Origin of the sequence: Mesorhizobium metallidurans STM 2683 (genome assembly GCF_000350085.1) — a bacterium.
GTDB lineage: Bacteria > Pseudomonadota > Alphaproteobacteria > Rhizobiales > Rhizobiaceae > Mesorhizobium > Mesorhizobium metallidurans.
The window spans coordinates 1-13,284 of record NZ_CAUM01000001.1; the positions used below are offsets into that span (position 1 = coordinate 1).

Here is a 13,284-nt window from a genome sequence, read left to right on the forward strand (position 1 = left end):
CGGCCAGCCATGCCTCGAAAGCCGCCGATTTCCTGCTTGGCCTTAGTGCCGACGTCGAAGGCGAGGCGCATGCCGAGATCGCCGCGTGAGCGCGCTCCATCGCCATGCGCGACCGTCTTGCGCTTCTGACGGCGCGCCGATGCGCCCGCGCGCGCGCACCAGCCGCTCGTATCCGCCTGTTTCAAAAAGCCGCACTCAATCAGCCCGAACCGTCTTGAAGGAATTCCGCAATGATCCTGATCACCGATGAACTGCGCGCCCGGCTCCTCGCCAACGGCGCTGCCGACGCCGAAACCGACCACGCACCGGTCGTGAAACTGTTCGATCCGGCCGGTCCTGCGATCTGGCTTCTGACCGAACTCGATGCAGACGGCGACACGCTGTTCGGCCTTTGCGACCTCGGCTTCGGCTTCCCTGAACTCGGCAGCGTCAGCCTTGCCGAACTCGAATCCATCAAGGGTCCGCTCGGACTGGGCATCGAGCGCGACCTTTATTTCAAAGCGCGTTTTCCGCTGTCCGTTTATGCGGAGGCCGCGCGCAGCGCCGGCCAGATCACCGAAGCCGAGCGGCTTCTGCGGCAGACAGCGGAAGCACTTGCCAAATCCCATTCCGAGCTTCCGCCAGACGCGGCGGAACCAGAGCGCCGCTAGGCGCAAACCCGTCCCCGCCGCATCGGCCTTCGGTCTCCCCGGCGGGGACAATCGCACCCCAATTGAAGGAGAAGACATGCAGCTTGCCCATATTCCGCTCGACCGACTGAATATTTCCGCCCTCAACATGCGCCACGGTAAACGCGCGCCCGACCTGTCCGACATTCTGCCGTCCGTCCGCGCGCGTGGCGTCCTCGTGCCGCTTCTGGTGCGGCCGAACGGCTCGCCGGAAAGCTTCGAGATCGTCGCCGGACGGCGACGCTATTTCGCCGCGAAATCGCTCGCCGACGAGCGAGGTAAAGCCGATCCCTTGCCCTGCGCCATCATGGAGGCTGGCGAGGACGCCGATGCCCTCGAAGCCTCGTTGATCGAGAACGTCGCCCGCCTCAACCCCGACGAAGTGTCGCAATGGGAGACGTTCTCACGGCTGATCAGAGAAGGCCGCACAGTTCCGGAGATCGCCGGCACCTTCGGCATTACGGAGCTTCAGGTGAAGCGCATTCTGGCGCTTGGCGAACTGCTGCCCAAAATCCGCGAAGCCTATCGGCGGGACGAAATCAACACCGAAACCGCTCGCTATCTCACCATGGCTTCGAAAGCCCAGCAGAAGGATTGGCTGGCACTGTTTGCCGATCCGGGGCAATACGCGCCACGCGGCTATCAGTTGAAGCAATGGCTGTTCGGTGGACAGTCAATCTCCACCAAGGTGGCGCTGTTTGCCATCGAGGATTATCCCGGCCTGATCGTCTCCGATCTGTTTGGCGAGGAAAGTTATTTCGCCGACGCCGACCTGTTCTGGCAAAAGCAGAACGAGGCGATTGCCGCCAAGCGCGACGCCTGTCTGGAACACGGTTGGAGCGAGGTGATCGTGCTCGAACCGGGTCAGCATTTCCACTCATGGGACCACGAAAAGACGCCGAAGAAGAAGGGCGGCAAGGTCTTCATATCAGTCTCGCATCGCGGCGAGGTCGAGTGTCACGAGGGCTGGCTATCGCGCAAGGAGGCTCGCCGCGCCCGCGCGAATGGCGAGGGCGCAGAGGAGACGGCCGCGAAACCGTCGCGGCCCGAACTCACCGGACCGATGCAGAACTATGTCGATCTGCACCGTCATGCCGCCGTGCGCTTTGGCCTGCTCGACCATCCGGGCGCAGCACTTCGCCTGATGGTGGCGCATGCAATAGCCGGTTCCGGCCTGTGGCAGGTTCGCCGCGAACCGCAGCGTGCCGCCCACGAGATCGTGGCCGCTAGCCTGGCAGCCTGCAAGGCCGAGGCCGCGTTCGCCGAAAAACGGCGCGAGGTCGTGGCGCTGCTGGGCAACCGGATGAGGACGGCACAATCGCTGACGGCAATGGCGACGACTTCGGCACGGCAAGCATCTTCGCGCGGCTCCTAGCGCTCTGCGACGATCATGTCATGCGCGTTCTCAGTATCGTCATGGCCGAGACACTTGAAGCCGGCAGCGCCGTCATCGACGCGCTCGGCAATCATCTGAATGTCGACATCGGCGCTTGCTGGCAGCCGGACGACGCCTTCTTCGACCTGTTGCGCGACAAGGAAATTGCCAACTCCATGCTTGCCGAAGTCGGCGGCAAACATGTCGCGGACGGCAATGTCGCCGAAAAGGTGAAGACGCAAAAGAAGATCATCCGCGACTTTCTTTCGGGCGATAACGGCCGCAGACTGGTCGAGACCTGGCTGCCGCGCTGGATGAAATTCCCGGTCGAAAGCTACACTGATCGAGGCGGCTTCCGCACCGCCGATCAATGGGCACGGGTCAGGTCGCTGTTCGTCTGCGAATAGCCTGTCACGGCCGGCGGCGGCTTCTCGGCAGCCGCCGTTCGGCACTGTACCCCGGTCGCAGTGGCTGCATGTTCGAGCTTTCCTTTGCCCCGCATCGCGCAGCAAAATCCAGGCCGGCAAACTCCTGATCCCCATGGATCGGTCCGCCCGCCCGATGCCTGATCTGCGCCCAACCTGCGGTCACGATCTCGATCGGCGTGGGCACCTTATCAGCCGCAGGTCTTGTCAATTCCCGCCCCTCCTGCCTGGCTGTAGCGACCGCGTTTCCCACGATCTCCTGCTCTCTTCAAGGACCATTCCCCTGCGGCTGGCTTGTCGACCTATGGGCGGATCCGGCCGCCCGAAACCCTCGCCGATCAGCTTTTTTCCCCGCCGCCTGCGGCGGCTTCCTCGCGCCGCTTCGCTTCAAAAAAGCTGCCCGCTCGGGTCCTCCGCTATCGCTTCGGCCCTGTCGGGTTCAGGCGGTCCGGACGCGCCCATTACGGTCCGCCATCGCAGGGGATGGTCCCCGGCGACAGCAAAAGGAGACTTCAAATGACCGCGATCGGTTACGTCAACAAGCAGGAAAACGGCGCCTACAAGGGCCAGCTCAAGACGCTCAGCGTCCGCGCCGACATCGACATCGTCCCCAACCAGGCCAAGAGCGCCGACAACCATCCCGACTTCCGGGTGCTGACGCAGGGGGTCGAAGTTGGCGCCGGCTGGATCCGCACCGGCGAGACTTCCGGTAAGGATTATGTGAGCCTGTCGATTGCAGCGCCGGAGTTCGGACCGCGCAAGCTCTACGCCAATCTCGGCCGCGCCGCCGGCCAGGACGATGACGACACCTACGCCATCATCTGGAACCCGGCCGACTGATCGGCCGACCCGAGCCTCGCGCCCCCATCCGGCGCGGGGCTCATTCCCAGGCGCCCGCCCGAAAAGGCGGCGAAAACTCTCCCCGGACTCTTCGCCCGTCCCGGAGGCGATCTCGCTCGCCCATCCTCGCCCTCGCTTGTCCGAAGCGAAACGAGGATCACCATGGACGACGAAAACGAACGCGCGGCCCGCGCTAAAAAGGGCAGTCCCTTTCTCAGCACGGCCCAAGCTGCCTTCTATATCGGGCTCTCCCAGCGCACGCTGGAAAAGATGCGGCTCAAGGGCGGCGGCCCGAAATTCCGCAAGCACGGCCGCTATGTCCGCTACCACATCGACGAACTCGACGGATGGTCGAAAGGGCACCCGCAGCACGCCGGTAACGAGGATGGTGAGGCCGGTTCCGGCCAAGCCGGCCAGGGAGGCCGCTCATGAGCCGGCGCCCTTCCATCCGTCTGATCGGCAGCCGCCTGCGGCGCCTCCAGGCACGCAAAACCATCGGCGCTGCCGTGATTGGACTGACCCTGATCGGCTTCGCCGGCACCGTCAAACCAAGGCCCTGGCTGGTCTGGAACGCCTCGGCCAGCGCGCCCGTCGGCCTCTATGGCCTCGGGTTTGCAGCACCGGCTCGGGGCGATCTGGTGCTCGTCCGCCCGCCAGAATCGCTCGCCGAACTCGCCGCCGAACGCGGCTATCTGCCCCGCAACGTGCCGCTGGTAAAACGTCTTGCCGCGCTGCCGGGCGACGAAGTCTGCACCTTCAATGACGCGGTCATCATCGACGGCCAGATCGTCGCGCGACGGCTGGCGAAGGATACCAGAGGCCGCCCGCTGCCACGGTGGAACGGGTGCCGGACACTCGCCGACAACGAAATCTTCCTGCTCGGCAGCGACGATATTCGGTCATTCGACAGCCGCTATTTCGGGCCGGTGCCGCGCGCAAATGTCATCGGGAGGCTCGTGCCGCTATGGACCGAGTGACCCTGCTGATGTTCGGCATGATCGCCTTTGCGCCATGCGCCTGTTCCGCCTCGACCGGCGCTGAGCCGGTCGCCATCTCCCAAATTCCGCACCTTCAAAGGTGGCACGAGTTCACAGGCGAAGCAAGCAGACGCTTCCGTATTCCTCAGGCCTGGATTTACGCCGTCATGGATGCCGAAAGCGGCGGCAAGACCATGCTCGACGGCCGCCCAATTACCTCACGCGCGGGCGCAATGGGCCTCATGCAGGTGATGCCGGAAACGTATGAGGACATGCGTGCCGAATACGATCTGGGAGCCGATCCGCACGATCCGCGTGACAATATTCTCGCCGGAACCGCCTATCTTAGTGCCATGTTTGACCGCTTCGGATTCCCCGGCCTGTTTGCCGCCTACAACGCAGGACCCGAGCGCTACGAAGAGCATTTGAAGCGTGGGAAGCCGCTGCCGAAGGAGACGGTTGCCTATCTCAAACAGCTCAGGGGGACGGGGATTTCGGCGGACGACATTGATGAATTCGAAGGGGACTCCAAGGCGCCAAACAGCCAAAACGCTCCCTCCGGCCGCTCGCTCTTCTTCCTTCGTAACGGCGTTCGCGCCGGCGAAGCGAAAGGCGATCTCTTTGTGCCGCTGCGCGTCAATCGCGCTCGGACGAACGAGCCGAATGGCGGGTGACTCGGCGAGCGGGGGCGCGGTTTTGCGGGGCGGGAAAGAGCGGGTGCGGAAGCCGGAAAGCGGAAGGGCGGCGTAAGGCAAGATAAAGGCAATGCCTCCAGGAGGCGGCGAAGTCTTTGTCTGCACATCGTTTTTCCCGGAGGCTGCTGGCAGCGCCGGGAGTGTGGGACACGCAAGTATCTGACTCTGCTTGAAATTTCTGGGAGGCCACGATGCAGGATGACGAATTCAGGCCGAAGCTCGGCAGAATAGGCTCGCGCGGCTCGAAGGCAGGCAAACGCTTCGCCAGCCAAGTCCAGGCGGCGATCAACAGAGCCGGCGGCCGGCCCCAGCGCGGCGGCCGCTTTAACGGCAGCCGGGCAGGGCGCGGCGGAGCGGCCGCCGCGCTGCTGAAATCGCGCGATCGTTATGCTGCCTTCCGTCAGCGTCGCGTCGTCGTCAAGGCCCGGATCGTAAAACTGGCCGGCAAGGGCGCGGACGGAGCGCGTGCGCATCTGCGCTACATCCAGCGCGACGGTGTCACCAGGGAAGGTGCGCCTGGCGAGCTGTACGGTGCCGATAGCGGCCGCGTCGACGGTAAGGCGTTTGTCGATCGCGCAGATGGCGACCGGCATCAGTTCCGCTTCATCGTCGCGCCAGAAGACGGCATCGAGTATGACGACCTCAAGCCGCTGACCCGTCGGCTCATGGCGCAGATGGAGGAGGACCTCGGCACGAGGCTTGATTGGGTTGCCGTGGATCATTTCAATACCGGCTATCCGCACACCCACATCATCGTGCGTGGCAAGGACGATCGCGGCGAGAACCTCGTCATAGCGCGGGAATACACCTCGAGGGGCATCCGCGAGCGCGCGGCCGAGCTGGTCAGCCTCGATCTCGGTCCGCGCACCGACCACGAGATCGAGCACCGCCTGCGCCAGGAAATGGAGCAGGAACGCTTCACCAGCATCGACCGGCAGCTGCTGCGCATGCGCGACGATGACGGACTTGTTTCGACGGACGGGCCCGAGGCCTTTCGTCAGACGCTGCACCAGGGCCGGCTGCGCAAGCTCGAGCGGATGGGCTTGGCAGAAGAGGTCGGGTCGGGTCGCTGGCGCCTCGATGGCCAGCTCGAAGCCACATTGCGCGGCATCGGCGAGCGCGGTGACATCATCAAGACAATGCACCGCGAGCTCACAGGCAAAGGGCTCGCCCGCAGTGCCGCCGATTGGGTGATCCACGATCGATTCGGTGAGCAGGCCCAGCGTATCGTCGGCTGCGTTGTTGGGGGCGGGCTGGCCGACGAGATCAACGACCGTCATTACCTCATCATCGACGGGGTGGATGGAAGAACCCACTACATCGACATCGGCAAAGGCGAAGGCACCGAACCGACGCCTGATAGCTGCATCGTCCGGGTCACACCGCGGAACACCGAGCCCAGGCAGGTTGATCGGACGACCGCCGAGATCGCCGCCGCACATGGCGGCCGTTACAACGTCGATATCCACCTGAGGCATGATCCGTCGGCCACCGAAAGCTTTGCCGAAACGCATGTGCGCCGGCTGGAGGCGATCCGGCGCGCCACCCGGGCTGTCGAGCGCGAGCCGGACGGCACGTGGATCATCGCGCCGGATCATCTCGATCGCGCATCGGAATACGAGCGGCTGCGGGCCAGGGCGGAGCCTGTGACAGTCGAGAAGCTCTCCTTTTTGTCGCTGGAACGCCAAGTCGGCTTCGACGGCGCCACATGGATCGACCGGGAGTTGGTTTCCGATGAACCAGAGGGGTTGCGCAACTCGGGCTTCGGCCGTGAGGTGCGTGAGGTGCAGGTCCGCCGGCGGCAATGGCTCATCGTGCAAGGCCTGGCGCATGAAGACCAGGGTAGGATCGTTTTCCGCTCGAATATGCTTTCCATCCTGCGCCACCGCGAGCTGAACCGTGTTGCCGGTCAGCTGTCGGACGAACTTGGACTGTCGTATTCCGAAGCGAAGCCCGGGGTTCGGGTAGAAGGCACGCTGCGCCGATCGGTCGAGCTTGCCAGCGGCCAATACGCCGTCATCGAGAAGTCGCGCGAGTTCACGCTCGTGCCATGGCGGCCAGTGCTCGATCGGCACATCGGCAAGGAGGTGTCCGGGATCATGCGCGGGGAGGGGATTTCATGGACTATTGGCCGACAGAGGAGCGGGCCGAGCGTTTCGTGACATGGCTGCACGGAATCTTGTGCGGAAGTGACCGAACGATGCTCTGTCGAGAGGACATGGTCGAGGCGTGCCGAGCGCGAAGGGTAAACGAAGAGGAGATGAAAGACGGTCGGCCGACCGTCCTCAAATGTCCAAGAGCGAAGTCATGACCGGAGCCGTCCATCGTCATCACCGACAACGCTTCCGTCGCAACATCCGCCTGCTGTGAGCAGGTCGCGACACCCTGCGATAGCCGATGGTCGACGCGGGGCAATTACATTCGGTCGCCGCGGCCGTGGGCCATCGAATCAGAACGACATCCCGGGATCGCTGGTGGATCTCAATGGGAAACCCTGGGCAGTCACTACGTGACTCAGAGCAGGTACTCACGCACCCGCACGCGGCGGCGCTTCGAGACCGGGATCCGCCCTGTTCCGGACCTCGCCGCTGACGCTGCCGCAGTCGTAACGATCGCCACAATCGAGCCGATGAGTCTCTCCGAAAGCCGAAAATCTTTCGCGCCAGACGACGCGCAACAAAATCAGCATGAGCGCGGGTCAGTGGAGAAAATAAGTAAGAGTCAACGCCGACCACGACCGTACCGCTGCTAAGCTCTGCCCGCAACCGGCATACTAATTGCGGATGGACGCATAGCAGCGCGAGTCGTCTTCAAACGACGGCTATCGATAAGCTGATGTCATGGAGAAGCAGCCATGTTCGGAGATATTGAAGGCGCCGGATTCGAAGTTCTGGACGAGCGTTTCGAGCGCCGGTTCGTCGGCCATGCGGCGGTCGAGCGGCTGTGGACGGGTGGCCGCTGGCTCGAGGGTCCGGCCTGGTTTGCCGCCGGCCGCTACTTGGTGTTCTCGGACATCCCGAACGATCGGATTATGCGCTATGACGACACCAATGGCGTGGTCTCGATCTTCCGCGCGCCGTCCAACAACGCCAACGGGAACACAGTCGACACGCAGGGGCGGCTGGTTACCTGCGAGCATCGGGCGCGGCGCGTCACGCGCACCGAGCACGACGGCTCGATCACGGTGATCGCCGATCGTTTCGAAGGCAAGCGGTTGAACTCACCGAACGACGTTGTGGTTCGCTCGGACGGCACCATCTGGTTTTCCGATCCATCGTACGGCATCGCCACGGACTATGAGGGCGACCGCGCCGAGCAGGAGATCGAGGGCTGCCATGTCTACCGCACTGATCCCGCAACGGGTGAGGTGGTGTGCGTCGTCTCGATCATGGCGAAACCCAACGGGCTTGCCTTCTCGGCGGACGAGACGATGCTCTATGTGGGCGACACCGGCGTTACGCATGAGAAGGATGGGCCACGGCACATCCGCAAGTTCGCCGTCGAGGGCAGCAGTCTGCGCGAGCTCGGCGTTTTTGCGACATGCACGGCCGGCCTTTTCGACGGGTTCAGGGTTGACACGGCCGGCCGCGTCTGGGCAGGGGCCGGCGACGGCGTCCATTGCTTCGATCCCGACGGCACGCTGATCGGCAAGATCCGCATCCCCGAGACGGTCGCCAACCTCACCTTCGGCGGCCCCAAGCGCAATCGCCTGTTCATAACGGCGCGACAGTCGCTCTATGCCGTCTTTGTGGTCGCCAATGCGGCAGCGCAATCGTAGGCTCGCGTTCAGGCTATGCGGGCCTCAACCATCGCCGCACCCGCAAGATTGGCCATTGCGCATCGGGGCAGGTCGATCGGCTGCCGGCGCGCAGACGATCACGGGCTTTGAGGAACAGCCGAGCGCTTCAGATGACATGTTTGCGTCGAGCATACGGGCACGTTGTTGTTGAACTTGGAGCGGCGCTGCCATCCGCGCGAACGCGGTCGCAAGCGCGTCGTTGAAATAGTCGTCCGGCGGCATGCTGAGTGCGGATGCCCTGCTGCCCAGCAGTTCGGCGTGCCGCGAGATGTAGCCCTCGGATGGGTGACGCTTTGGGTCGGGCGGATCTTGACGCAGTCGCCGCGTAGGTCGAACCCAGCGACTTGTGGCACGCCGCCGAGAGCCGATGGGCGCTGCGGACCTTCGTTTCCTGGTGAACCGCGGGAAGCGTCAACCCCCATATGATGGTGAAAAGTCTCGGAGGGGACGGTGACCCGCCGAAGCATCGTCCTCGTTCAGCCTGTCACAGGCGCCTGGCAGGTATGTATGCATCGCGCGCATGCGTTCCATCAACACAATCGATTTTACCAATTATGGATAATAGCGGATGTGAAAACGTCGGTCGGCGGAAACGGGTCTACTAAGGAGTGCGCCCTCCCCTTCTTCAGGAACACTTGTGAACCCGGCCGACGCCGCAGGACCAATCGAAAGCAATCCAAGTTGCCCGGTGCCAGCCCTAAGTTCCGGGTGACCTACACTCCCATAAGGCGGCACGGCTGCATTCAAGGCGCTGAGGACGAGTTCAATGGAAATATTTCGGCCTTCCAGGGAGACCTTTTTCCAATCTCCATGCAGCGGCTCTGGCAAGAGCTTCTGGAGTGTGTGCGCGAACCGGTGTCTTCGTTGAAGTTACGTCGGCAGATTGTTTCACTCCTTCAAAAGCCCAATCCCGTCATCCTGGACATCGGCTGCAATGACGGAACCGATACGCGACGTTTTCTCAGGCTTTGCCCAAGGGCTCAGCTCTACTGCTTTGAGCCCGACCCTCGAGCGGCTGCCCGCTTTAAGAAGTACATGGATCTCTACCTAGACAAGGTGAGGCTTTTCGAGATCGCGATCAGTAGCCGGAATGGCAGTATTGATTTCCATCCAAGCAACGGAGACGGAAGTGCGAAGGAATGGGACCGATCTGGCTCGATACGCCGACCCAAGAATCATCTTTTCGAACATGATTGGGTTAGGTTCGATCACCCCATATCGGTTGAAACTCGAAGGCTTGACGACTGGTGCAGCGAAGCCAACCTGAGCAAGATCGATTTCATCTGGATGGATGTGCAGGGGGCCGAATCAGATGTCATCGCTGGGGCCACACAGACTCCGCCATGGATGGCAACCCGGGCTCGCGCCTGCCGGACAGGCTCGCTATGCCGGTGAGCGGGGACACACCGTTGCGGACTGTTCCTGCGGCCCGGGTTCGAGCGCCGAAAGCGCCGCATGTGATCGGCATCCCTGACCGTGCCTAGCGCAATGGACAGCGCTACGGAACGATCGTCTGCGATCTGCAGCGCAACGGCGTTGAACCCTCGCCAGATCTCGCTGACAATAGAAGAGAAGCCCGCATTTAAAGCAACTGCGAAAGTCCAGGCGGATCTCAGGCAGACATCCCGGTTTTTGTAGCACATCAGTTGTCCGCTTTGGGTTGACGGCGAAGCCCGGATGAAAGCGGAAGGACACCCGGGGCCGCTTGCTGGTTCAGGTGACTGCCGCGGCAGGCTCCTGCTCATGTGCTTGTCGCTGCCCTTGCGTCGTTTCCGGTGAAGCGCCGACCTCGTGTCGAGACGCAGTCAAGGTTGGCCGCCGCGCTGCCGGGGGCGCCGGCTGCGACGCTTCCAGGCCACGCCTTGAGGGGCGTCGAGCCGCCGGCCGGGATGTCAGTATGCCGATGGAAGTCAGGATCGTAGCCACGCGCTGTTTGGCATTGTCCAGAACTGATGAGTTTGGCGCAAGTTCCAGACGGCCGACAGTGCGCGTGAGCAAACATGCAGGAGTTGCCAAGGCGGCCAGCAAGGCAGTCGAACATGCAAAGGGAAGGCCGGGTGACTGCATCCCTCAGCGGCGACGAAGACGTCCGCCATGCCTCTCTGCAGGGTTTCCGAGATGACGAGTAGCCCGCCGCTTCGATCTGATGAGTTCAAGCAGCTCAGCCTCATCCGCGTCAGCCTCTTCTTCCAACGCGACCATAATATCCAGGGCGAGGTGGTCGGCCTCCAACGATGAGCGGGCGATATGCTCGTCACTGCATATCTGGTCGAATACCCGTTGGCATAGATCGAGATCGGCAGGGTATAGACCGGCCCGTTTGAACGGCATTTTGAAAACCCCTAAGCATTGTAGCAGTCAATGGATCTAAGGGCCGTTAACTGGGCGAGTCAACAGCATGTAAAAAGCGGACATTGCGATGATCGTTACGCCTCAGCCGACTACGGAAACTCGTCCCAACTGGCGGTTGGTGGACGCAAGCCGGCACCGCGCATACCGTTTCTAACTGGTCAAACACGTCCTCTTCTATCCACTGGCTGGATGGCAGCCATCCCAACAATCGATTTTACCTGTTTTACCGAATTCTACTAGGAGGCTCGGCGCCGGGCGGTGCCCTTCGGGTCGGCTGAGGCTACCGGGAAGAATTCGGAGAGGATCATGTGCGGGATTGTTGGCATCGTTGGGCATCAGCCGGTGTCGGATCGGTTGGTCGACGCTTTGAAGCGTCTCGAATATCGAGGATATGACTCAGCCGGCGTTGCCACCATCACCGAGGGCTCGTTGCACTGCCGGCGCGCCAAGGGCAAGCTCATCAATCTCGAGACGAGGTTGAAGGAAGAGCCGCTGAGTGGCACCATCGGCATCGCACACACGCGCTGGGCAACGCATGGGGCACCGACTGAGCGCAACGCGCACCCGCACTTTACGGACGGTGTGGCCGTCGTTCACAACGGCATTATCGAGAATTTCGCCGAGTTGAAGGACGAACTGGCGGCGGCGGGCGCCGAGTTCCAGACCGACACCGACACCGAGGTCGTCGTGCATCTCTTGGCAAGACACCGCCGGGAGGGCATGGGGCGGGGTGAGGCAATGCACGCCATGCTGAAGCGCGTCAGGGGCGCCTACGCGCTTGCCATTCTCTTCGAGGATGATCCGTCGACCATCATGGCGGCGCGCAATGGACCACCGCTGGCGATCGGTCACGGCGACGGCGAGATGTTCCTGGGCTCTGACGCCATGGCGCTAGCTCCCTTCACAAATGCAATCACATATCTCGTCGACGGCGACTGGGCCGTTATCGGCAAGGCAGGCGCCGATATCTTCGATTTCGATGGCTATCCCGTCGAGCGTCCGCGCCAGACTTCCACGGCCGGGGCATACCTGGCCAATAAGGGCAACCGTCGCCACTTCATGGAGAAGGAAATTTACGAGCAGCCCGAGGTCATCGCCCGTGCGCTCGGTCATTACATCAACTTCGAAGGGAATCGCGTCGATACGGTTTCTAGCATAGATTTCGCCAGCATCCCGAGCCTGGCGATCTCGGCTTGCGGCACCGCCTATCTGGCCGGACTGATCGCAAAATACTGGTTCGAGCGCTATGCGCGCCTGCCGGTCGAAATCGACGTTGCGTCCGAATTCCGCTACCGGGAGATCCCGTTGCCGCCGGAATCGGCGGCTCTTTTCATTTCGCAATCCGGCGAAACCGCCGATACGCTCGCCTCCCTGAGGTACTGCAAGGGGCGTGGGCTGAAAACCGGCGCTGTCGTCAATGCCCGCGAATCGACCATCGCTCGGGAGGCCGACGCGGTCTTCCCGATCCTTGCCGGCCCGGAGATCGGCGTCGCCTCCACGAAGGCTTTCACGTGCCAGCTTGCGGTTCTGGCCACACTCGCCATCGGCGCTGCCAAGGACCGTGGAACGCTAACTGAATATGAGGTGAAGGCGCTCGTCCGGAGCCTTGCCGAAATGCCGGGCGTCATGGGCCGGGTACTTAACAGCATCCAGCCAGATATCGAGCTCCTGTCGCGCGAACTGTCAAAGTGTCATGGTGTCCTGTATCTTGGCCGCGGCACCAGTTTCCCACTGGCGATGGAAGGTGCGCTGAAGCTCAAGGAGATTTCCTACATCCATGCTGAGGGCTATGCGGCTGGCGAATTGAAGCATGGTCCGATCGCATTGATAGACGAGAACATGCCAGTGATCGTCATCGCGCCACATGATCGTTTTTTCAACAAGACCGTCTCCAATATGGAGGAAGCGGCCGCCCGTGGAGGGCGGATTATCCTCATCACCGATGAAAATGGGGCCGCTGCGTCGAAACTCGACACGATGCATACGATCGTGCTGCCGGCCGTCGACGAGATTATCGCGCCGATGATCTTCTCGCTGCCGATACAGCTTCTTGCCTATCATACGGCGGTCTCCATGGGCAAAGATGTCGACCAGCCGCGCAATCTCGCAAAATCGGTCACCGTCGAATGATTGTGACGCGCTCATAGGTGGCA

Annotated in this window: 12 protein-coding genes; 11 read left to right on the forward strand and 1 reads right to left on the reverse strand. The window is 62.4% G+C overall.

What is annotated here, in order from left to right; genetic code table 11:
* The coding region (locus MESS2_RS32065; protein WP_157357546.1) for a hypothetical protein at positions 1–185 on the reverse strand (185 nt) is incomplete at its 3' end.
* Positions 186–230: 45 nt separating this feature from the next.
* Between MESS2_RS32065 and MESS2_RS00005 the strand changes: the two genes are divergently transcribed.
* The 11 genes from MESS2_RS00005 (at position 231) to glmS (ending at position 13,261) form a co-directional block, all read left to right on the forward strand.
* Complete coding sequence (locus tag MESS2_RS00005) at positions 231–650, forward strand: DUF2958 domain-containing protein (RefSeq protein ID WP_008871901.1); 420 nt, start codon at positions 231–233, stop codon at positions 648–650.
* A 76-nt stretch (positions 651–726) separates the two neighbouring features.
* Complete coding sequence (locus MESS2_RS00010; RefSeq protein ID WP_008871902.1) at positions 727–2,043, forward strand: ParB/RepB/Spo0J family partition protein; 1,317 nt, start codon at positions 727–729, stop codon at positions 2,041–2,043.
* 20 nt (positions 2,044–2,063) lie between these two features.
* A complete protein-coding gene (locus MESS2_RS33145) occupies positions 2,064–2,450 on the forward strand; it encodes a hypothetical protein (protein ID WP_008871903.1) in 387 nt (128 codons plus the stop codon).
* A 534-nt stretch (positions 2,451–2,984) separates the two neighbouring features.
* Entirely contained in the window at positions 2,985–3,308 is a 324-nt protein-coding gene (locus MESS2_RS00015) for a DUF736 domain-containing protein (RefSeq protein ID WP_008871905.1), read from the forward strand.
* Between the two features lie 162 nt (positions 3,309–3,470).
* Positions 3,471–3,740 (forward strand): helix-turn-helix transcriptional regulator, encoded by a 270-nt coding sequence (locus tag MESS2_RS00020; protein WP_008871906.1) that lies wholly within the window; start codon positions 3,471–3,473, stop codon positions 3,738–3,740.
* Entirely contained in the window at positions 3,737–4,285 is a 549-nt protein-coding gene (gene traF, locus MESS2_RS00025) for a conjugative transfer signal peptidase TraF (protein WP_008871907.1), read from the forward strand. The genes MESS2_RS00020 and traF overlap by 4 nt, the downstream gene beginning before the upstream one ends.
* Complete coding sequence (locus MESS2_RS00030; protein ID WP_040591645.1) at positions 4,273–4,959, forward strand: lytic transglycosylase domain-containing protein; 687 nt, start codon at positions 4,273–4,275, stop codon at positions 4,957–4,959. Before traF ends, MESS2_RS00030 begins: the two co-directional genes overlap by 13 nt.
* 212 nt (positions 4,960–5,171) lie before the next feature.
* Positions 5,172–7,142 carry a relaxase/mobilization nuclease RlxS gene (gene rlxS / locus MESS2_RS00035; protein ID WP_008871909.1) on the forward strand — a complete coding sequence of 657 codons (1,971 nt, stop codon included), beginning with the start codon at positions 5,172–5,174 and terminating at the stop codon, positions 7,140–7,142.
* A 692-nt stretch (positions 7,143–7,834) separates the two neighbouring features.
* Positions 7,835–8,758, forward strand: a complete 924-nt coding sequence (locus MESS2_RS00040; RefSeq protein WP_008871912.1) for an SMP-30/gluconolactonase/LRE family protein — start codon at positions 7,835–7,837, stop codon at positions 8,756–8,758.
* A gap of 702 nt (positions 8,759–9,460) precedes the next feature.
* Complete coding sequence (locus tag MESS2_RS00045; protein WP_280113297.1) at positions 9,461–10,174, forward strand: FkbM family methyltransferase; 714 nt, start codon at positions 9,461–9,463, stop codon at positions 10,172–10,174.
* Positions 10,175–11,437: 1,263 nt separating this feature from the next.
* Entirely contained in the window at positions 11,438–13,261 is a 1,824-nt protein-coding gene (gene glmS / locus MESS2_RS00055) for a glutamine--fructose-6-phosphate transaminase (isomerizing) (protein WP_008871918.1), read from the forward strand.
* Positions 13,262–13,284 lie beyond the last annotated feature (23 nt).